The following is a 20,499-nucleotide window of genomic DNA, read 5'->3' on the forward strand; positions in this document are numbered from 1 at the left end:
GTGCCACGGCAGGCGGGTCAGTCGACCGCGGTGACCTCCACGACGAGGGACTGCTCCGGGTGCAGCGCCGGCATCTGCAACCCCACCGAGGCGAGGACCGTCCCGCCCAGCGTCACGCCCGCCGCCACCCACCCCGGCTCGGTCATCGCCAATGTGGCCGGCCCCGGCACCCCACGCGCCGGGGTGACCGCGTACCGGCGGGCCGGGTCCAGGCCCGGCAGCCGCACCGGCCCGGGAACCTGCGCCACCGACGTGGTCAGCCGGGTCACCGCGTACACGGCGCGGGAGCGGTCGGGGGCGACCACACCGTGGGCCTGCACGGCCGGGTCCGGGTGGTCGATCCGGACCACCCGCCCGGCGTGCAGCAGCGGGCGTAGCCGCTTGTGCAGCGCCACCCAGGCGGCCAGCTCGGCGCGTTCGGCGTCGGACACCGCACCGATGTCCCACTCGATGCCGTGGTGGCCGAACAGCGCCGTCGCGGCCCGGAAGCCCAGCTCGTGGACCCGGTGCGTGGTGTGCGAGCGCTCCGGCCCGACGTGCGTGCCGACCAGCTCGGGCGGCAGCAGCAGCCCCGTCCAGCGCTGGACGGACAGCCGTTCCAGGGCGTCGTTGCAGTCGCTGGCCCACACCCGGTCGGTGCGGCGCAGGATCTCCAGGTCGACCCGGGCCCCGCCGGACGCGCAGCTCTCGATCTCCACCCCGGGGTGCCGGGCCCGCAGCTCGTCCAGCAGCCGGTACGCCGCCAGGGTCTGCGCCCGCACGCCCGGTCGGCCCCGGTGGTCGCCGGCCTCGGTCAGGTCCCGGTTGTGGTCCCACTTGAGGTACGCGATGCCGGGGTGCTCGGTGAGCAGGGCGTCGAGCCGCCCGAGCAGGTACGCGAAGACCGGCGGGTGGGCCAGGTCGAGCACCTGCTGGTGCCGCCAGGATGGGGGCAGCCGGCCCGGGGCGCGCAGGACCCAGTCGGGGTGGGCGCGGAACAGGTCCGAGTCGGGGTTGACCATCTCCGGTTCGACCCAGAGGCCGAACTGCAGGCCCAGCCCGGTGACGTGGTCGACTAGGGGGTGCAGCCCGTCGGGCCAGATCCGTTCGTCGACGTACCAGTCGCCGAGCCCGGCGGTGTCGTCGCGTCGGCCCCGGAACCAGCCGTCGTCGAGCACGAAGCGTTCCACCCCGATCTCGGCGGCCCGGTCGGCCAGGGCGCGCAGCCGGCCCGGGTCGTGGTCGAAGTAGACCGCCTCCCAGACGTTCAGGGTGACCGGCCGGGGCGTCCGCGGGTGTCCCGGGCGGGCGCGCAGGTGGGTGTGCAGGGCGTCGCTGAGGCCGTCCAGCCCCGCTGCGGAGCGCACCGCGTAGAGCAGGGGAGTGGTGTACTCCTCGCCGGGGCCCAGCACCACCTCGCCGGGGGCGAGCAGCTCACCGCCGCCGAGGGTGGCGTCGCCGGTGGGCCGGCGCTCGGCGACGGTCACGTGGTCGCCGCTCCAGGCGGTGTGCACCGCCCACACCTCGCCGTGGCCGAAACCGAATCCGGGGGTGCCGGCGACCAGCAGCAGCGTCGCGTCGTGTCCGGTACGCCCGTGCCGGCCCTCGCGTACCCAGGCGCCCATCGGCCACGGGTGGCGCTGCGGCGAGCGCTCCCGGCACCAGCGGCCGGTCAGGTCGAGCAGTTCGGTGGCCACCGGGGGCACCGGCAGCACCGGGGTCAGCTCGCGCAGCTCGTAGTCGCCCGTGCCGGTGTTGCGCAGCCGGTGGCGGATCAGCAGCACGCCGGCCGGGTCCAGGGTGAGTTCGACGGTCAGCGCCAGCCCGGCGTCGGGGTCGACGGCGCGCACGGTCACCCGGGCCGCGTCGGGCCCGCCCGGCTCGTCACCCCGCCCGGTCATGTCGCCCCGCCCGGTCGTGCCGGTGCGCGGTGGCCCGCCGTCGACGGCGGCCGCCGGATCGTCCACGGTCACGTCGTCGAGGCGGAACGCGGTGGACCAGGCGGTCCCGGCCCGGTGCCCGGCCAGCGCCGGCCGGCCGCTCCAGCCGGCGCTGGCCTCGGGCAGCAGCGACAGCACGGTGGGCCCGTCGAAGCTGCTTGGCACCACGGGTGCCGTGGTCACGTCGACCAGGCCGGGCAGGTCGTCGGCGGGCAGCGGGCCCAGGTCGGCACCCCAGTGCGCGACCCGTGGCAGGCCGGGCCCCCGCGCGTCGAGCACCAGGCTGGTCCCCGCCCGGCGCAGGTGGACGATGGTCATCCCTTGTTGGCTCCCAGCGTCAGACCCCGGACGAACTGCTTCTGCAACAGGAAGAAGACCACCAGGGTGGGGATCGCGACCAGCACCGAGCCGGCCGAGACCAGGTTGTTGTCGGTGAAGAACTCGCCGCGCAGGTTGTTCAGCGAACTGGTCACGGGGAACTTGTCGCCGGTGCGCATCAGCACGGTGGCCCAGAAGAACTCGTTGTAGATCCAGGTCACCTCCAGGGTGGCCAGCGCGGCCAGGGCCGGGCGGCACAGCGGCATGGTGACCCGCCAGAACTGCCGCCAGATACCGGCCCCGTCGACCATCGCCGCCTCGTACAGCTCGCGGGGCAGGGCCTTCATGTAGTTGCTGAGCACGAACACGCAGAAGCCGAGTTGGAAGGCCACGTTGACCAGGATCAGCCCCCAGTAGCTGTCGTACAGCAGTTCCGAGTCGCTCATGAACTCCGGCAGCGGAACCCGGGTGAACATCCGGAACAGCGGGATCAGCAGGGCCTGCGGGGGCAGCAGGTTCGCCGCCGTGAACACCCCGAGCAGCACCAGGTTGAGTTTCCAGCTGAACCGGGCGATCACGAACGCCACGCAGGAGGCGAGGAACAGCACCAGCAGTACGGCGGGCACGGTGATGTACGCCGAGTTGAGGAAGTGCTGGCCGAAGTCGCCGACCCGCCACGCCTGGACGTAGTTGTCGAACGTCCAGCCGCCGAGCGAGGTGTACCCGTTGGCGGCGGTGTACTCGTAGGACCGCAGCGACGCCAGCACCGCCCACAGGATCGGGAAGAGCCAGACCACGGCGACGGCGGCCAGGAAGACGTGCAGGACGATCCGTGCGGGGCGTACCGGCCGGCGGGTCGGCCGGGGTGCGGCGGCCGGCGGCGGGGTCGTCGTGTCGGGGGTGGTCGTCGCCGTGCTCATCGCCGGTCCTCCCTCATGACGGTGGCCAGGTAGACGGTGATGAAGACCAGCGAGATGACCAGCATGATGGTGGCCAGCGCGGAGCCGAAGCCGATCCGGCTGGCCTCGCCGACGACGTTCTGGGTGACCAGCGCGGAGATCAGTTCGAGCCCGTTGCGGCCCTTGTTGATCACCCAGACGAGGTCGAACGCGCGCAGCGACTCGATCACCGTCACGACGAGCACGATGATGTTGATCGGGCGCATCACCGGGAACACGACCCGGAAGAAGGTGCCCGCCTCGGACGCGCCGTCGACGGACGCCGCCTCCCGCAGCGACGGGTCGACGCCCTTGAGGCCGGCCAGGTACAGCAGCATGATGTAGCCGACGTGCCGCCAGCCGGCGGCCACCAACACCGCCCAGATGTTGACGTCCGGGTCGCCGTACCAGTCGACGCTGCCCCCGGTCAGGGCGTTGATCAGACCCTGGTCGCGGGAGTAGAGCAGTTGCCAGATGAAGCCGATCAGGGCCAACGAGAGCACCACCGGCAGGTACAGCGCGGTCTGGTAGAACCGGGTGCCGCGCAGTTCCTTGTCGAGCAGCACCGCGAGGAACATGCCGATCGGGGTGGCCACCACGAACAGTGCGGCCAGCCAGAGCAGGTTGTTCTGCATCGCCGGGCCGAACGGCGGGTAGTTGTTCACCACGTCGTCGTAGTTCCTCGCGCCGATCCACTCGATCTCGCTGACCGGGCCGATGCCGTCCCAGTTGGTGCCGGACAACGCCACGGTCGCCAGCGCCGGCAGCCACACCAGGGCCACGACGAGCAGCAGCGGTACGGCCACCATCAGCGTGATGATCACGCGGTCGGTGCGGGACAGGAGCCGCAGCCGCGGGCCGCGGCCACCCCTGCGGGTGGTCGCGGCCGGTGCGGGTACGGCGTGGTCCGCCTGGACCAGGGGCAGGTCGGACATCAGTCCTTCCCCTCTCGCCGTCGTCAGTCGGTGAAGATGGACTTCTTCTGGTTCTCGATGCTGTTGACGAGTCCGTCGATGTCCGCCGGCGACTTGATGAACTGCTGGAGCGCCGGGATGATCACGGTCGAGGCGAAGTCGGGGCGGGTGTCCCGGTCGAGGAACTGGGCGATCTCGGTGGCCGAGCCGACCAGGTCGGCGGCCTTCTTCTGCAGGGCGGTGTAGCCGCTGACGTCGGCCTCGCTGTGCGGCACGAGCTGGCTGGGGTCGTTGGCGATCACGATGTCCTGCGACTCCTTCGAGCCGAGGTAGGTCAGCAGCTTCTTGGCGTTGTCCTCCTCCTTCGGCCGGCGGGCCATCATGAAGCCGTCGATCGGCGCGTCGAGGGCGCTCGCCCCGATGGCCGGGTCGATCTCGGGGAAGGTGAAGAAGTCCAGGTCGTCCTGCTCGTCGTCGGTGAACTGCTGGGCGACGAACAGGCCCAGCAGGTACATGCCGCTCTTCTTCTGCTGCAACGACTGGGCCGCCTCCTGCCAGGTGCGGCCGAGGGAGTCCGGCTGGTGGATCGGCAGCAGCCCACGCCAGGTGTCGAAGACCTTCTTCACCTTGTCGGAGGTCCACGCCTCCTTGCCGGCCATCAGGTCGATGTGGAACTGGTAGCCGTTGATGCGCAGGTTGAGCACGTCGAAGGTGCCCATCGCCGGCCAGCCGTCCTTGTCGCCGAAGGCGATCGGGTTGAGGCCGTCCCGCTTCATCTGCGCGCCCAGCGCGTTGAGCTGGTCCAGAGTGGTCGGGACCTGGTAGCCGTTCTGCTGAAACACCGACTTGCGGTAGAACATCGCCCACGGGTAGTACGAGGTCGGCACGAAGTACTGCTTGCCGTCGTCGCCGGTCGAGGCCTTCTTGAAGGCGTCGCTGTAGCCGGTGATGTCGTTCCAGACGTCGCTGATGTCGCCGGCGAGGCCGCGCGCGGCGAAGAAGCGCATCCGGTAGCCCGCGAACCAGGTGAACACGTCGTCGGGCCGGCCCTGCAGGTAGTTGTTGATGTTCTCCTGGAAGGTGTTGTGGTCGACGGTGTTGATCGAGACGTCGATGCCGGAGGAGGTCTTGAACCCGGCCATCACCTTCTCGACGGTGTCCTTCGGGTTCGGGTCGGACTGGTTCGACCCGAGCGAGACGGTGTTGGATCCCGAACCGCCGGAGTCCGAGTCGCTTCCGCATCCGGCGAGCAGGGCTCCGGTGCCGAGCAGGGCGCCGGTGCCGGCGGCGCCGGCCAGCAGCCGTCGGCGGCCGATGCCCGCGACGGACGGCGGTACGAGTCGGGCCAGGTACTCGGCCTCGGTACGGGGACGGGGCATGGCTCCTCCTGGGGGAAGAAGGGGTGCGGCGGTCTGCCGGTTCGCCGTCTGTGGTGGGGCCGGTGCTCACTGTCGCCACCCGGATCCATCGAGAACCCACATGGCCCAACATGAACTACCAGTGGCGCCTCAAGCTACCCCTCCCCACGGTCGTGTCAAGGGGGTCATGGGGATCGCTATCTGCTCGTGACAAGGGGACCGAGCGGGGACGACATCCCGCCGAAACAATGATGTTGGAATGTGTTGACTTCTCCCTGCGGGCCGGGCACGCTCTCGGGTCATGCGGAGCTGGCAGGGCGACGGGATCTACTACGGCGCCGACTACAACCCGGAGCAGTGGCCCGAGAGCGTGTGGGCCGACGACGTCGAGCTGATGCGCCGCGCCGGGGTCAACCTGGTCTCGGTCGGCATCTTCTCGTGGGCCCTGCTGGAGCCCGAGCCGGGCAGGTTCACCTTCGACTGGCTCGACCGGGCCCTCGACGTGCTGCACGCCGGCGGCATCCGCGTCGACCTGGCCACGGCCACCGCCAGCCCGCCGCCGTGGCTCGCCCACCGGCACCCCGAGACCCTGCCCCGCCGCGCCGACGGCGCGCTGCTGTGGCCGGGCGGCCGGCAGGCGTACTGCCCCAGCTCGCCGGTGTTCCGGCAGCGCTCGCTGGCCCTGGTCGAGGCCGTCGCCACCCGGTACGCCACGCACCCCGCCGTCGTCATGTGGCACGTCTCCAACGAACTGGGCTGCCACAACGTGCACTGCTACTGCGACGTCAGCGCCGAGGCGTTCCGCCGCTGGCTGCGGGAACGCTACGGCGACCTGGACGGTCTCAACGACGCCTGGGGCACCGCCTTCTGGAGCCAGCGCTACCACGACTGGGCGGAGGTCAACCCGCCCCGCCTCGCCCCCACCTTCGCCAACCCCACCCAACAGCTGGACTTCCTGCGCTTCTCCTCCGACGAGCAGCGGGCCCAGTTGCGCGCCGAGCGTGCGGTGCTCGCGGGGCTGGTCGAGCAGCCCGTCACGACGAACTTCATGATCGGCACCGGGATCAAGTACCTGGATTACCACTCCTGGGCCGGCGACGTGGACGTGGTCGCCAACGACCACTACCTGACCGCCGCCGACCCGCAGTCACACGTCGGTCTCTCGCTGGCCGGCGACCACACCCGGGGCGTGGCCCGCGGCGCGCCCTGGCTGCTGATGGAACACTCCACCAGCGCCGTGAACTGGCAGCCGCGCAACGTCGCCAAGACCCCGGGGCAGTTGCGCCGCAACAGCCTCGCGCACGTGGCGCGCGGCGCCGACGGCGTGCTGTTCTTCCAGTGGCGGGCCTCCCGGGCCGGCGCGGAGAAGTTCCACTCCGCGCTCGTCCCGCACGCCGGCGCCGACACCAAGGTCTTCCGGGAGGTCTGTCGGCTCGGCGCCGACCTGAGGAGCCTGGCCGAGGTACGCGGCAGCCGGGTCGACGCCGACGTGGCGATCCTGTTCGACTACGAGGCCTGGTGGGGCGCCGAACTCGACTCCCATCCCAGCGTCGACGTCAGCTACGCCGACCGCCTGCACGCCCTGTACGAGTCGCTGTGGCGGCGCGGCGTCACCGCCGACGTGGTGCACCCGTCGACCGACCTGTCCGCGTACCGGCTGGTGCTGGTGCCCACCCTCTACCTGGTGCGCGACGGGCACGCGGCGGCGCTGCGCGCGTTCGTCGAGGCCGGCGGCACCGCCCTGGTCACCTACTTCAGCGGCATCGTCGACGAGCACGACCACATCCGTCTCGGCGGCTACCCCGGCGCGTTCCGGGACCTGCTGGGCGTGCGCACCGAGGAGTTCTTCCCGCTGCGGGCCGGCGAGACGGTCCGCCTCGACGACGGCTCCACCGCCGACGTGTGGACCGAGTGGCTGCACGCCGAGGACGCCGAGGTGCTGGCCGCGTACGCCGACGGTCCCCTGCCCGGGGTGCCCGCGCTGACCCGCCGCCCGGTCGGCGCGGGAGCGGCCTGGTACGTGGGCACCCGTCTCGACACCGCCGCCACCGATGCGCTGGTCGCCCGGCTGGTCGCCGACGCCGGGGTCCGTCCCGCCGCCGAGGCCCCGCCGGGGGTGGAGGTGGTCCGCCGCCGCGACGGCGACCGGAGTTGGCTGTTCGTCGTCAACCACACCGGCGACGCGGCCCGTCTCGCCGCGACCGGTGTCGAGTTGCTGAGCGGCGCCTCCTGCGCGGGAACGCTCGTGGTGCCGGCCGGCGAGGTGGCCGTGGTCCGGGAGTCCGCCGGCGGAGCATCCGATGTGCGTTGACCTGGTCGCCGTTCGCCTCGCCCGGGGAAAGGAGGTTCGATGCTGGCTCAGCAACGGCAGAGCGCCATCCTCGATCTGATCAGGCAGCGGGGTGGGGTGCGGGTCAGCCACCTGGTGAGCCGGTTCGGCGTGTCGGACATGACCATCCGGCGGGACCTCGACGTGCTGGTCGAGCGGGGCCTCGTCGACAAGGTCCACGGTGGGGCGACGCTCGCCGGCCCCGGCTCCGCCGACGAGCCGGGCTTCGCCGCGAAGTCGATCCGGCAACAGACCGAGAAGCGGGCCATCGCCGAGCGGGCCGCCGCGCTCGTGGAGCCGGGAATGGCGATCGCCCTGTCCGCCGGCACCACCACGGCCGCGTTGGCGACGCTGCTGGCCGACGTGCGGGGCCTGACCGTGGTGACCAACTCGATCCCGGTCGCCGACGCCCTCTACCAGAACCCGCGCGCCGACCAGACCGTGGTGCTCACCGGCGGTATCCGTACCCCGTCGGACGCGCTGACCGGGCCCGTCGCGGAGGCGGCGATCAGCTCGCTCAACGTGGACCTGCTCTTCCTCGGCGTGCACGGGATGAGCCCGCGCACCGGGTTCACCACCCCCAACCTGTTGGAGGCGGCGGTCAACCGGGCGCTGACCGAGGCGTCCCGAAGGCTGGTGGTGCTGGCCGACCACACCAAGTGGGAGACGACCGGCATCGCCACCATCGCCCCCCTCGACGCGGCCGACCTGCTGATCACCGACTCGGGCCTGCCGCCGGAGGCCCGCGCGCAGGTTCGCGAGCAGGTCGGGGAGTTGATCGTCGCGGAGGTCTGACGCGGCTTCCCGTGACCTGGCGGGTTGCACGGGCCAGGCAGGATGTGACAGGTGCCGGCCGCCGGTCGGCGATGCCACCCCGGCTGGAGTTCGTCATGCGGATCGGAACCCTCTTCTCCGTCTTCACCGCCTTCGTGCTGCTCGCGGCGGCGACATTGGTGGCGGCCAGCCCGATCCTTCCCGACCTGGAAGTCTGCCGGGCGACCGCGCCCGTCGGGGTGACCGGGCAGCTCGAAAGCCTGGCGGCACACCTGCGCCGGTGACGGGGAGCCCGCCGGTGCTGGGAAGGGCGTGTGGCCCGCCGGTGACTGGAAGGGCGTGTGGCCCGCCGGTGTCGGGCGCCCGCACGAGCCGACGACACGCCGGCTGTGCCGCCGCTTCTCAGCGACCTCACAGCGGCGCACGATAGATTGCCGCCGTCAGCGTCCCGCTTCCGCAGTGGAGCGTGGGCACCAGCTCAGCGGGAGTTCCGATGGTCTTCAAGAAGATGTTGAGCGCGCTCGGTGTCGGCGGTCCGAGTGTGGACACGGTCCTGACCAACCCGAACAGCCGGCCGGGTCTGACCCTCGACGGGCAGGTCAACCTCCTCGGTGGGGAGGCGCCGGCCAACATCGAGCAGGTCGTGCTCGGTCTGGTGACCCGGGTCGAGATCGAGGGCGGCGACAGCGAGTACGCCGGCATCATGGAGTTCCACCGTCAGGTGGTCGGCGGCCCGCTCCAGCTCGCCCCGAAGCAGCAGTTCAGCATCCCGTTCCAGCTTCCCGTGCCGTGGGAGACCCCGATCACCGACGTGTACGGCCAGCGGCTGCACGGCATGACGATGGGGCTGCGCACCGAGCTGGCGATCGCCCGCGCCGTGGACAAGAGCGACCTCGACCAGGTCAACATCCACCCGTTGCCGGTGCACGAGCGGATCCTGGAGGCGTTCAGCCGCCTCGGTTTCCGGTTCAAGAACGCCGACCTGGAGCACGGCCGCATCCACGGGGTGCACCAGACGCTGCCGTTCTACCAGGAGATCGAGTTCTTCGCCGCGCCGCAGTACGCGCAGACCATCACCGAGGTCGAGTTGACCTTCGTGACCAGCCCGCACGGCGTCGACGTGGTGCTGGAGTGCGACAAGCGCGGGGGCTTCCTCACCGGCGGCCACGACGTCTTCGGCCGCTACCACGTCTCACACGCCGACGCCGACCGGGTCGACTGGACTCAGCTGGTCGACGGCTGGCTGCGGGAGACGACCGGCCGCTACGGCAGCCTGCGCGCGCAGGGCTTCGGCGCTGCGCACGGCCATGGCGTGCCGCACCGGCGGGGCGGGTCCGGGATGGGTGGCGTCGTCGCGGGCGCCGCGCTGGGTGTCGCGGGCGGAATGATCGCCGGTGAGATGCTGGACGACGCCTTCGACGGCGGCGACGAGGACTTCGGCGGATTCGAGGAGTAGCCCCGGCGCGGCGGCGTGCCGCGACGGTGGCCCCGGGACGGATCCCGGGGCCACCTGTCGTCCGTCAGCCGGTCAGCTCTTGCCGCGCCTGCTGCGCTCCTCGCCGGAGCGCCGGGCGCTGCCGGCCTTGGCCAGGCCACGGCTACCCAGGTAACCCAGGGTCAGCAGGGTGATGAAGAACCACGCCTGACCCGGGTTGTTCAGGTTCAGCCCGAATTCGGTGGTGCCACGCCAGAACGCGGCGATCGTCACTGCGGTCACCGCCGCGATGTAGATCCAGAACTCCGTCGTCAGGAACGACTGCTTCGTCTCCGTACCCGGCGACGGCATCTGCTCCCGGTGCCCGTCGTGGATCATCGGAATCGGCCGGGTCGGCTCGTTCACGGTGGCCCGGTTCGGTGCGTCCTGCATCGGACGGTTCATCGGCCTGGTGGATGCAGCCTGGGTGCTCATCTGGTCCTCCTTGCGGATGCGATGAGTCGTACCTGCAATCCCTCGCCCCGCTACCGCGTATCGGCCACGGCACGGTTCGCGTTCATGGCGGGGGCACCCTGGGTCTACCCGAGCCCCCTGAGCAGGTAACACCCGCCGCCGGCCGGATTCTCGTCGTTCCGGGGACGGCGCTCGGCAGACGAGGCCGCTGTCCCTGCGCCGCGTCGCCGAGCCCTTCGGGGTTTGCGCCCCGGGCCCCCGGGCACGCACCGGGACACCGACGACTCTTCTGCGAGGTGAGCGAACGTGCGTGAAGACGACATGCGGCAGGACGCGGCCCGCCGGGCCGAGGAACGCATCGCCGGCGGCGTGTACGGCGAGGGCGCCCTGGACGAGGTGACGGTGCCCCAGGTCGACGTCCAGCGCATCATCCAGGACGCCGACCCGGACGACCCGGCGGACGTGCCGGTGGATCCGGCGGTGCTGCGCGACGGCGGCCCCACCCGGGGCCAGGGTGCGGTGACCACCACCGGCGGCAGCGCGGGGCCGGCGAGCGTACGCCGGTTGGCGCGGCAACCGGAGCGTCATCCGGGGAAGGTGGCCCCCACGACCACCGGCGACGCCACCACCGGAGGGATGAGCACCCCGGCGGGTGGCGCCACCAGCGACCAGTCCGCCTCCGCCGCCCAGGTCGGCAACTTCACGGAGGACCGGGCGGGCACCTGAGCACGACGGGTCAGGTGGGGCGGATGATGCCGAGGCGCTGCGTGGCGCGGGTGAGAGCGACATAGAGGTCACTCGCCCCGCGCGGTGACCCGGCCTCGATGCCGTCCGGGTCGACCAGCAGGACGACGTCGAACTCCAACCCCTTGGCCTGCGCGACGGTGAGCACCACGACCCGGCTCTCCAGCTCGGGATGCTCGCCGACCGCCGCCTCGGGCAGGGCGGCAGCCAGCGCCGCGCCCAGCTCGTCGACCAGCCCGTCGGGCACGATCACGCCCAGCCGCCCGTCGGCCAACGCGCCCGCCTCGGCCGTCGCGGCGGTGACCAGCTCCGCCGCCAGCCGTCCCGCCGGCACCGCCCGGTCCCACGGGTCGGCGCCGCTGTCGCGGACCGAGCGGGGTGGACGCAGCGCCGGGTCGATGCGGGCCAGTACGCCGGCGGCGACCGCCATGATCTCCGACGGCGTACGGTAGCTGACCGTCAGCTCCTCCAGCCGCCACCGGTCCGCCACGTACGGTGCGAGCGCCTCCGCCCAGGACGGCGTGCCGGCCAACGCGCCGGTCTGCGCCACGTCCCCGACGATCGTCATCGACCGGCTCGGACAGCGACGCATCAGCAGCCGCCACGCCATCGGCGACAACTCCTGCGCCTCGTCGACGATCACGTGCCCGAACGTCCAGGTGCGGTCGGCGGCGGCCCGCTGCGCGGTGGTGAGCCGGTCGACCTCCTCCTGCCGTTCCAGCAGCCGGTCGGCGTCGATGAGGTCGGCGACGCCGAGGATCTCGCCGCCCTCGAACTCGTCCTCCACGTCGATCGACCGGGAACCCCGGGCGATCTCGAGCACGCCCTCGGCGTACTCGCGTTGCAGGGCGCGGATGCGTTCCCGGCGGGCGGTGGCGGCCCGCTCGTCCTCGCCGAGCAGTTCGGCGGCCTCGTCCAGCAGCGGCACGTCGGCCGGCGTCCAACCGCCCGGCTCGCGGTGCAGCAGGGCCCGCTCGGTGTCGTCGAGCATGGGCGCGGCCACGGCGATCCGGTCGGGCTCGGCGTACAGGTCGGCGAGCAGGCGCTGCGGGGTGAGCACCGGCCAGAGCCGGTCGAGCACCGCGCGGACCTCGGGTTCCTCCCGCAACTCCCGGCGGATCTCGGCCACGTCGGCCTCGTCGAGCAGGTTCTCCCCACCGAGGGGGTCGGCCCCGATGCGCTCGGCCACCTGCGCCGCCAGGACGTGCACGATCTCGACGTCGAACAACGCGCGGGCCAGGTTGTGCGGCCGGCCCGATCGGCGGGCCCGGTCCCGGGCCGCCCGCACGGTGGCCGGGTCGAGCAGCAGCACCTCCTGCTGGGGTAGTTCGATCTCCAGCGGCTCGTCGGGCATCCACTGGCGGTCGCGTACCGCTGCCGCGAGCACCTCGGCCATCACCGGGCGGCCCTTGAGCGCCGCCGTGGCGGCCGGCTCCGTCCGCCGCGCGGTGACGCCGGGGAACAGGTCGGCCTGGGTACGCAGCAGCACGCCCGTCTCCGCGAGGGTCGGCAGGACCTGGGAGATGTAGCGCAGGAACGTGGTGTTCGGGCCGACCAGCAGCACCCCACGGGTCGACAGTTCCCGACGGTGGGTGTAGAGCAGGTACGCCGCGCGGTGCAGCGCCACCGCGGTCTTGCCGGTTCCCGGCCCGCCCTGCACGACCAGCACGCCCGGTAGATCGGCCCGGATGACGCGGTCCTGCTCGGCCTGGATGGTCTCGACGATGTCGCGCATCCGGCCGGTGCGACCGGCGTCGAGGGCGGCCAGCAGCGACGCCTCACCGGTCAGCTCCTCGTGACCGCCGGGGGCGGCCGTGGCCAGGTCGAGCACCTCGTCGTGGAGGGCGGTCACCTTGCGCTGCCGGGTGCGCAGGTGCCGCCGGCGACGGACCCCCTGGGGGTTGGCGGCGGTGGCGAGGTAGAACGCCCGGGCGGCGGGGGCCCGCCAGTCCATCAGCAGCGGGTCGTAGTCGCCGCCGCTGTCGAAGATGCCGATCCGGCCGATGTAGTGCCGGCTGCCGTCGTCGCGGTCGAGTCGGCCGAAGCACAGGCCGCTCTCCACGGCGGAGAACTGCTCGACCTGATCGGCGTACATGCGTACCGCGCTGTCGCGCTGCGACCGGGCCTGCAGCGTGCCGCCGGTCGAGCGCAACTGTTCGGTCAGCCGACGGGAGGCCTGCTCGCGTAGTCCGTCGAGGCGTTGGTAGAGCATCGAGACGTACTCCTGCTCGCGGCCGATGTCGTCGTCGGACGGCGAATCCGCGGAGTGCCTTGACAATCCGTCTCCCCATTGGTTAGATTATCTGCATAGAACGGCTTCGGCCGTTCTATTTCTGTTTACGCCGAACGAGCAAAGATACCGTGCGGGAAACCGCCGAGCCAAGCCCGCCGCCGAGCCGAACCCGCCGGGCGGCCGAGGTGCGGCCGTGCCGGGCGGGTCCGATCCGCCCACCCGTCACCCGGGCCCGGAGGCCCATGCCGCCGCGCGCGCGGCCACGGCTGGCGGTCGGCGTGCCCACTCGGTCAGCGGTGCGCCCACCGGCCTGCGGTCGGTGCGCCCACCGGGTCAGCGGCGTGCCGTGCACACCTCGTCGGCGCGGGCCACCGTGTCGGTGGACCAGGCGACGGCCACGGTGAAGCAGTAGTCCGTGCTGCGGTTGAGGCCGTGGACGACGAAGCTGGTGCTGCCGGCGGGCAGGTCGGCGAAGGCGCTCTGGGGCTGGCCCCGACGACCTCCCGAGATCACCACGGGCCCTTCCGCGCCCGCCGGGTACGTCCAGCGCAGCGCCACGTTGTCCCGGTTGTCGCGCAGCGTCACCTGGCTGGGCGGGCTGCCCGGCGACGCCGTCGCGCCGGACGGCCCGCCGCTCCGGGAGGCGCTCGGGCCACCGGCGGGCGGCGTAGCGGCGGCGGGGCCCGTGGGGGCGGGGGTGCCCGGCGCGGCCGGCGGGTCGCCGTCCCCGTCCACCCCGGAGAATCCGGCGATCACCGCCGCCGCGCCGAGCAGGACCACGAGCACACCGGCGGCCACCAGCGGCACCAGCCGGCGCGCCCTGTGGGGTTCGGGCTCGCGGGGGACCGGCACGGGCAGCAGCCGCGACGGGTGGTACGGCTCGTCCGGCCCGGCGTGCCGGCGCACCCGGTGTACGCCCGTGGCCTCCTCGGGGTGCCGGCCACTGCCTGCCCAGCCGTCGCCGTCGTCCCACCGGGTGCCGCCTGTGGCGGCGGTGGTGTCCGTGCCGCCCCTGGTGGTCGTGGCGGCGGTGGTGGCCGTGAGCGGCAGCCCGGCGTCGCGTTCGGAGTCCCACTGGTCGCCTGCCCCCGTCGTACGCCACGGATCCTCCGGTGTGTCCGACGGCCACCGGTCGTCGATTGTGTCCGACGGCCACCGGTCGTCGGGTGTCTGCGACGGCCACCGGTCGTCCGAGGTGGTGGACCGCCACTCGTCGGCCGGGCCCCACGGCTCGGCGTCCGCCACCGGTCGCGTACCGGGCGGGGTGGTGCGGCTGCCGGCCAGGTCGAGCACGGCAGGCGGCAGCGCCGTCCCACCGAGCCGGTCGGGGCCCTGCCCGCCGGGCCGGTCGCCGGTGTCGTGCCCGCCTGGCCCGTCGGGGTCGTACGCCCCGGGCCGGTCGTCGGTGTCGTGCGCGCCGGTGTCGTGCTCGGGCGGCCACCAGTGGTCCGCCGGATCGTCGGGGGGCTGGCGGGGCGTGGGCACCTCGTAGCCGCCGGACGGGTGAGCACCCGACGGGTGGTATCCGCCCGCCGGGTGGCGCGGCTCGGCGTACCCGGTCGACGGGGCCCCGGCCGGGCCGAACGGACCGGCCGGCGGGCCGGACAGGCCGTCACCGGCCGGGGGGATCCGCGCCGCGGGGACGGGCGGAGGCTCCGGGCCCACGGGCGCGTTGTCCGCGCAGGCGTGGTCGGGGCTGGCCGCCGCCCGGGCCAGCGCCGCCACCTGCCCGGCGAGCGGGTCGTCGGGGGAGAGGTTGTCCCGGCAGAGCTGTTCGGCCAGGGCCAGGTTGTCGTGGGCCTCGCCGAACCGGCCGCAGTCGCGCTGCATCGCCCCGAGCCGGGCCAGCATCTTGATGCCGCTGGGGTGGCCGTCGCCGTACACCTCGCGGTGCAGCTCCCAGGCGTCGAGAAGGCGGTCGCGGGCGACCTGGCACTGGCCACGGGCGTACTCGACGGTGGCCAGGTCGGCGTGGGCGGCCAGCACCCGCAGCGACTCCGGCCCGTCCGAGGCGGTCAGCTCGAGAATGACCTCCTGGTAGAGCCGCGCCGCCCGAGACCAGCTGCCGACCCGGTGCAGCACGGCCGCGAGGGTGGCCGCGGCGGCCACCGTACGGGGATCGGAGCGGCCGTGCAGTCGGGTGGTGGCCGCGTACGCGAACGCCGCCCAGCCGCGCGCCGGGTGTGGCTCGCCGAGGGCGACCAGCACGCGCGCCTGGAGGCTGGCCGCCTCGGCCAGCTCGGCGGTCGCGTTGGCCGGGCGGGGGTCGGCGCCGGTCAGCGCGTCGGCGAGCAGCCGCCGGGCGCCGGCGAGGTCGCCGGCGGACACCAGGTGGTGCGCCTGATCAGTCAGTTCACCGAAGCCGGAGGGCACGCCCCATCGTGCTCATCCGACGACGGTATGTACAAGACCCGCGCCGGAACGGTTTAGTCAGGATCCGGTCAGGATTCGGTCAGCCGGTCCACCATGGCCTTGCTGACGGGGCGCACCTGGTCGACCCGGGCCGGGCTGAGGCCGCCTCGGCCAGCCCGTGACGTGCCAGCCGACGGTGGCGCGGAGGCGCACGCCGCGCTGGCCGACCACCGGATGACCCTCCACCCGGCCGGGCCACCCGCCGGAGCCGGGAGGGGCGGCGTAGCCGTGGCCCGCCGTGCGGTACAACGGCAGGATGCCGACCGTCGCACGCGAGTTGTTCGTCCACCACCTGGAGAGCTGGCTGCCCACCGCCGCGGCCCGCGTCCGGCGGGCCGCGGTCGCGCTGGCGTACGCCGAACCCGTCGACGACGCCGCCGAGGCCGCCCTGCGCGAGGTCGCCCGGCACGCGGGCCGGCTACGCGGCTGCCGACTCACGGTGCTGGTGCTGGCCGGCGACGCCGACCTGCCCGCCCGGCTCGGCGCGGTCGAGGCGACCCTGCCGGCGGAGGTGACGGTGCACCTGGTGCCCGGCGACGCGGCCCGGCTGCCGGTGGCGCTGAAGGCGGCCGGCGCGGCCGGTGCGCCCCTGCTGTCGTACGTGGAGGTGGCCGGCGGGGCGGCACCGGTGTGGGCGGCGGCGGCCACCGGACGCCCCGCGGAGCTGCTGGTCGCCGCGCGCCCCGCGGAGCCGCCCGTCGCCACCGGGCTGTCCGACGCCGGGTTCCCGCTGGTCGGCGAGGTGCTGGTCGGCGGCGACGCGGGGCCGGCCCGACGGATCGCGCTGGCCACCGGCTCGGATCGCAGCCTCGAACGGTTCAAGGAGACCCTGTGGACCCTGGACGTCGTGCTGCGCGACCCGACTGGCCGTCCCCTACCGGTCGTCCCGGAGCCGGACCTGGCGCCGCTGGGCGCGGAGCTGCTCGCCGAGCTGGCCCGGTCCGGCCCCCGCACGCTCACCGAGCTGCGCCGCCACGCCCTCACCGCGACGGCCTACCGGTCGACCGACGCCGCCCGGGCGGTGACCGCCCTGCTCGACCGGGGCACGGTCACCCGCGACCCGGCGCACGGCCGCCTCGGCGGGGACGTGCTCATCGCGGCCGCCCGGTGAGCAGCCCGGCGACCAGCGCCACGGCCAGGCGACCAGCGCCACGGCCAGGCGGCTCAGTGAGCGCACCTCCCGTGCGCTGTGCGGCGGGTCGGCGGTGGGCTGCCGGCGTACCTGGTTGGTGACCGGCCAGGCCACGGCCACCACCATCGGCGGGGTCGCGGCGGTGCGCACCGCCATCCGTACCCCGTCGGGGTCGGCGAACCGGGCCGCCGCCACGGTGCCGAGACGTCGAGCGGGGTGCCGAGACGTCGAGCGGGGTGCCGGTGAACCACCGGCACCCCGCTCGACCTCGGGACGTCACGCCCGGGACTTGTCCTGCTTCCAGGAAAGTCGACCCGGCAGGTCGACCCGGTGTGCCTTGGCTCGGGAGTTCCAGGACCAGCGGCCGATCTTGATGCTCCAGGAAGAGAAACCGTTCTCGGTGAAGTTCAGGATGATCGGACCGTACTTCTTACGCCTGCGATACATGAGGCCCATCGTGGGCTCCCTTCATCACCGTTTCCTGCCGTGTCGACCGCGAACATGCCCGGACCGTCAATTCGCGAAACCTTGCCCAGGTCCGGGCTGGACCGTCCCACTGTCAGCGGGACTCCCAGGCGTCAGGAAGGGCGGTCAGCTTCCGCACGTGCGCGGGCAACCGGCCGGCGATGATCTCCGCGAGGCTGACCTCGTCGACCACCCGGCGCACCGCCGCGCGTACCGCCACCCACAGGCCGGGCAGGTTCTCGGCGGCACCGACGTACCGGGTCTCCTCGGGGCGCAGCCCGCGCACCCCCGCGAGTGGACCCTCCACCGCGCGCAGCACCGACCCGACGGTCACCTCCCGGGGCGGCCGGGCCAGGGCATAGCCGCCCTCGGCGCCCCGCTGGGCCCGGACGATGCCGGCCCGGCGCAGATCGGCGAGGATCGCCTCCAGGAACTTGCGCGGCATGTCCTGCTCCGCCGCGATGACCTGGGTGGACAGCAGGGCGGGGTACGCGACGGCCAGGCTCAGCGCCGCTCGTACCGCGTAGTCGCCGCGCGCGGAGATCTGCACCCCGTCATCATGCCCGGTCGACGTCGATCGGCCGCACGGCCGAGCGGGGCCGCACCACCGGGGCGGGTGCCGGCCGGTCCCGGGCGGCGCGGAAGGCCCCCGGGCTCACGCCGACCTCGCGGCTGAAGAACCGCCCGAAGTTGGTCGGCTCGGTGAAGCCGAGCTGGCGGCCGATCTGGGCGATCGGTTCGTCGGTCGCCGCGAGCAGCCGCCCCGCCTGCAACGCGACCCGCTCGTCGACGACCTGCTTCGCACTGCGCCCGGTCATCGCCAGGCAGGCCCGGGTGAGGGTACGCACCGAACAGCCCAGCCGGTCGGCGTAGTCCTCGACCCGGCGGGTGTGCCGGTAGGCGCGTTCCACCTCGCGGCACAGCCGGCGGAAGGTCTCCGCCTCGGGCCGGGCCGGCCCCGTCCGGTCGGTCGGCAGCAGCGCCAGGCGCAGCAGCAGCACCGCGAGCTGGTGCCGCAGCAGGCCCCGCGCGGCCGGGGTGCCCCGGTGCCGGTGCGCGTCCACGGACAGCTGGCTGACCTCGCTGATCACCGCGTCCTCGTCCTCCCCGGCGAGCTGCATCCAGGTGGGGACCGCGTCGAGGTCGACGTCGAGCCCGCCCAGCGCGGACGTGGTCCAGCGCACCACGGTCGCGTCGAACTGCGGGCCGGCGCACCGCAGCACCTGCCCCGACCGGACCCGCAGCAGCGTGCCCGGTCGGCAGCGCAGCACGCGGAAGTCGACCTCGGCGGTGCCGTGTCCGCCTGTGGTCAGCACCAGCATGTCCCGGTCCAGCAGGACCGGTCGGCGCCACCCGGGGACGGACGCCAGTTCACCGAGCGTGACCGTGTCGATCTCGGGTGGCACCGGGTCGATCTCGGGCGGCTCTGGGGCGGCGGATCCGGGTGGGGCCGGGGCAAGCTGACCGGAAGAGACCATCATCTTCGACCGTAGCCCGTGACCAGCCCGTCCGCATCCCGGCCATGCCCGTCCGCATCCCCGGTGCCGCCGGCGACCTGCGCCGGTACGGGGTGGCGGGCTTGTCGGGGTGCGGGCCGGCGGTTACGTTACCGATCGGTAGCGCCGTCCGGTCACGGCACGACCGCGGCCACCCGCCGCGCTTGCGGCCACCGTGACCGGTCGCGGCGGCACGCGACTGGCGATGGGATGGACATGACGGATCTGTTCTCGGTGCAAGGCAAGACGGTCCTGGTCACCGGAGGGTCCCGGGGTATCGGGCTGATGATCGCCCAGGGCTTCGTCCGGGCCGGCGCGCATGTGATCATCTCGTCCCGGAAGGCCGACGTGTGTGAACGGGTGGCCGGGGAACTGTCCGCCGAGGGGCGCTGCGAGGCGATCCCCGCCGACCTCGGCCACGACGCCGGCGCCGAAGGGCTCGCCGCCGCCGTCCGCGAGCGCGTCGAGAAACTGGACGTCCTGGTCAACAACGCCGGTGCCACGTGGGGCGCGCCGCTGGAGGAATACCCGGAGGCGGCGTTCGACAAGTTGTGGGCGGTCAACGTCAAGGCGGTGTTCCGGCTCACCACCGCACTGCTGCCCGCCCTGCGCGCCGCCGCCGGCCCCGAAGACCCCGCCCGTGTGATCAACATCGGCTCGATCGACGGGCTGCGGGTGCCCTTCATGGAGGTCTACGCGTACTCGGCGACGAAGGCGGCCGTGCACATGCTGACCCGCAGCCTCGCCCACCAGCTCGCCGGCGACCAGATCACCGTCAACGCGATCGCCCCGGGGCCGTTCGAGAGCAAGATGATGGCGTTCGCGCTCAACGACCCGGCCTCCCGGGCCGCCATCGAGGGGCAGGTGCCGCTGGGGCGCATCGGTCGGCCCGAGGACATGGCGGGCACCGCGATCTTCCTGTCGTCGCGCGCCGGGTCGTACCTGACCGGTGCGGTGATCCCGGTCGACGGGGGTATCACCACGCACGGCTGAGCACCGCCCTGCCGGTGAGGGCTGCCCGCGTACCCCCTGGTGCGTCGGAGCCGCGCGGACTCGGCAGATCCGCGCGGCCCCGGCGTTGCCGGACTCCGGTCTGTTCAGCGACCGGCCAACAACCGGTTCACCGCGGTGTCGACGTCCAGATGCTCGGCCTCGCGGCCACGCGGGACGACGACGTAGGTGCGGCGCAGGAAGCGCACCAGGACGCTGCGCGGCACCTCGAACAGGGCGTTGCCGTCGGGCGACGACAGCGCCAGGGCGACGAAGTCGCCACGCGGGGTGGCCCAGGGCCAGACCCGGACGTCCCCGATGCCGGCCGGCTCGTCGAGACCGGTGACCAGCAACTCCCGGGCGAAGGACCAGCTGACGGCCTCGCCCCCGGCGGATTCGGCGTGGAACAGGACATGGACCGCATACGGGTCAGCAGGGTCGTAGCGCAGACTGGCACGCACCGGCAAGGCGGTGGCGTCAGGTGCGACGAGCCTTAGCGACGTCTCGACCTCTACGGTCGTCGGTCGGATGACACTCATGGACGTTCTCCCCCCGGCACCGCTGCGGAACGCGCGTGTCCCGCTTTTCC

At 73.2% G+C, this 20,499-nt stretch carries 18 protein-coding genes; 7 read left to right on the forward strand and 11 right to left on the reverse strand.

What is annotated here, in order from left to right:
• Positions 1-17 precede the first annotated feature (17 nt).
• From GA0070616_RS21180 to GA0070616_RS21195, 4 genes are read right to left on the reverse strand one after another with little or no spacing between them, the layout of a single operon-like run.
• On the reverse strand, positions 18-2,237 hold the full coding sequence (locus GA0070616_RS21180; protein ID WP_091085935.1) for an alpha-galactosidase: 2,220 nt from the start codon (positions 2,235-2,237) through the stop codon (positions 18-20).
• Positions 2,234-3,157, reverse strand: coding sequence for a carbohydrate ABC transporter permease (locus tag GA0070616_RS21185; RefSeq protein ID WP_091085939.1), 924 nt, complete (start codon positions 3,155-3,157; stop codon positions 2,234-2,236). The genes GA0070616_RS21180 and GA0070616_RS21185 overlap by 4 nt, the downstream gene beginning before the upstream one ends.
• Positions 3,154-4,110: a carbohydrate ABC transporter permease gene (locus GA0070616_RS21190; RefSeq protein WP_091085942.1), complete on the reverse strand. Its 957-nt coding sequence runs from the start codon at positions 4,108-4,110 to the stop codon at positions 3,154-3,156. Before GA0070616_RS21190 ends, GA0070616_RS21185 begins: the two co-directional genes overlap by 4 nt.
• 23 nt (positions 4,111-4,133) lie before the next feature.
• Positions 4,134-5,468, reverse strand: a complete 1,335-nt coding sequence (locus GA0070616_RS21195; protein WP_091085946.1) for an ABC transporter substrate-binding protein — start codon at positions 5,466-5,468, stop codon at positions 4,134-4,136.
• 280 nt (positions 5,469-5,748) lie between these two features.
• Here GA0070616_RS21195 and GA0070616_RS21200 point away from each other — a divergent pair, with 280 nt between their 5' ends.
• The 4 genes from GA0070616_RS21200 (at position 5,749) to GA0070616_RS21215 (ending at position 10,006) form a co-directional block, all read left to right on the forward strand.
• Entirely contained in the window at positions 5,749-7,758 is a 2,010-nt protein-coding gene (locus GA0070616_RS21200) for a beta-galactosidase (RefSeq protein ID WP_091085952.1), read from the forward strand.
• A gap of 39 nt (positions 7,759-7,797) precedes the next feature.
• Positions 7,798-8,571, forward strand: a complete 774-nt coding sequence (locus GA0070616_RS21205; protein WP_091085955.1) for a DeoR/GlpR family DNA-binding transcription regulator — start codon at positions 7,798-7,800, stop codon at positions 8,569-8,571.
• 95 nt (positions 8,572-8,666) lie between these two features.
• Positions 8,667-8,834 carry a hypothetical protein gene (locus GA0070616_RS28255; RefSeq protein ID WP_175440148.1) on the forward strand — a complete coding sequence of 56 codons (168 nt, stop codon included), beginning with the start codon at positions 8,667-8,669 and terminating at the stop codon, positions 8,832-8,834.
• A 209-nt stretch (positions 8,835-9,043) separates the two neighbouring features.
• Positions 9,044-10,006, forward strand: a complete 963-nt coding sequence (locus GA0070616_RS21215; protein ID WP_091085961.1) for a sporulation protein — start codon at positions 9,044-9,046, stop codon at positions 10,004-10,006.
• 72 nt (positions 10,007-10,078) lie between these two features.
• Here GA0070616_RS21215 and GA0070616_RS21220 read toward each other — a convergent pair whose 3' ends face one another.
• Complete coding sequence (locus tag GA0070616_RS21220) at positions 10,079-10,363, reverse strand: hypothetical protein (RefSeq protein ID WP_425413007.1); 285 nt, start codon at positions 10,361-10,363, stop codon at positions 10,079-10,081.
• Positions 10,364-10,744: 381 nt separating this feature from the next.
• Between GA0070616_RS21220 and GA0070616_RS21230 the strand changes: the two genes are divergently transcribed.
• Positions 10,745-11,164, forward strand: coding sequence for a hypothetical protein (locus GA0070616_RS21230; protein ID WP_091085968.1), 420 nt, complete (start codon positions 10,745-10,747; stop codon positions 11,162-11,164).
• 10 nt (positions 11,165-11,174) lie between these two features.
• On the opposite strand, the gene GA0070616_RS21235 is transcribed toward GA0070616_RS21230, so the two are convergent.
• Together GA0070616_RS21235 and GA0070616_RS21240 are read right to left on the reverse strand one after the other, a co-directional pair.
• Positions 11,175-13,394, reverse strand: coding sequence for a HelD family protein (locus GA0070616_RS21235; RefSeq protein ID WP_091085970.1), 2,220 nt, complete (start codon positions 13,392-13,394; stop codon positions 11,175-11,177).
• A 354-nt stretch (positions 13,395-13,748) separates the two neighbouring features.
• Positions 13,749-15,788, reverse strand: a complete 2,040-nt coding sequence (locus tag GA0070616_RS21240) for a tetratricopeptide repeat protein (protein WP_091085974.1) — start codon at positions 15,786-15,788, stop codon at positions 13,749-13,751.
• A gap of 295 nt (positions 15,789-16,083) precedes the next feature.
• Between GA0070616_RS21240 and GA0070616_RS21245 the strand changes: the two genes are divergently transcribed.
• On the forward strand, positions 16,084-16,938 hold the full coding sequence (locus tag GA0070616_RS21245; protein WP_091091332.1) for a hypothetical protein: 855 nt from the start codon (positions 16,084-16,086) through the stop codon (positions 16,936-16,938).
• Positions 16,939-17,235: 297 nt separating this feature from the next.
• Here the strand turns inward: GA0070616_RS21245 and GA0070616_RS21255 are convergent, their stop codons facing one another.
• The 3 genes from GA0070616_RS21255 to GA0070616_RS21265 form a co-directional block, all read right to left on the reverse strand.
• Entirely contained in the window at positions 17,236-17,415 is a 180-nt protein-coding gene (locus GA0070616_RS21255; RefSeq protein WP_091085977.1) for a DUF4236 domain-containing protein, read from the reverse strand.
• Positions 17,416-17,518: 103 nt separating this feature from the next.
• A complete protein-coding gene (locus GA0070616_RS21260; protein ID WP_091085978.1) occupies positions 17,519-17,974 on the reverse strand; it encodes an RrF2 family transcriptional regulator in 456 nt (151 codons plus the stop codon).
• A gap of 7 nt (positions 17,975-17,981) precedes the next feature.
• The gene (locus GA0070616_RS21265; RefSeq protein WP_091085980.1) at positions 17,982-18,905 is read right to left on the reverse strand and encodes a helix-turn-helix domain-containing protein; all 924 of its coding nucleotides are present in this window, start codon (positions 18,903-18,905) and stop codon (positions 17,982-17,984) included.
• Between the two features lie 231 nt (positions 18,906-19,136).
• Between GA0070616_RS21265 and GA0070616_RS21270 the strand changes: the two genes are divergently transcribed.
• Positions 19,137-19,913 carry a glucose 1-dehydrogenase gene (locus tag GA0070616_RS21270; RefSeq protein WP_091085985.1) on the forward strand — a complete coding sequence of 259 codons (777 nt, stop codon included), beginning with the start codon at positions 19,137-19,139 and terminating at the stop codon, positions 19,911-19,913.
• 104 nt (positions 19,914-20,017) lie between these two features.
• On the opposite strand, the gene GA0070616_RS21275 is transcribed toward GA0070616_RS21270, so the two are convergent.
• Complete coding sequence (locus tag GA0070616_RS21275) at positions 20,018-20,449, reverse strand: SsgA family sporulation/cell division regulator (RefSeq protein WP_007457244.1); 432 nt, start codon at positions 20,447-20,449, stop codon at positions 20,018-20,020.
• Positions 20,450-20,499 lie beyond the last annotated feature (50 nt).

This window comes from Micromonospora nigra (genome assembly GCF_900091585.1).
Classification (GTDB): domain Bacteria; phylum Actinomycetota; class Actinomycetes; order Mycobacteriales; family Micromonosporaceae; genus Micromonospora; species Micromonospora nigra.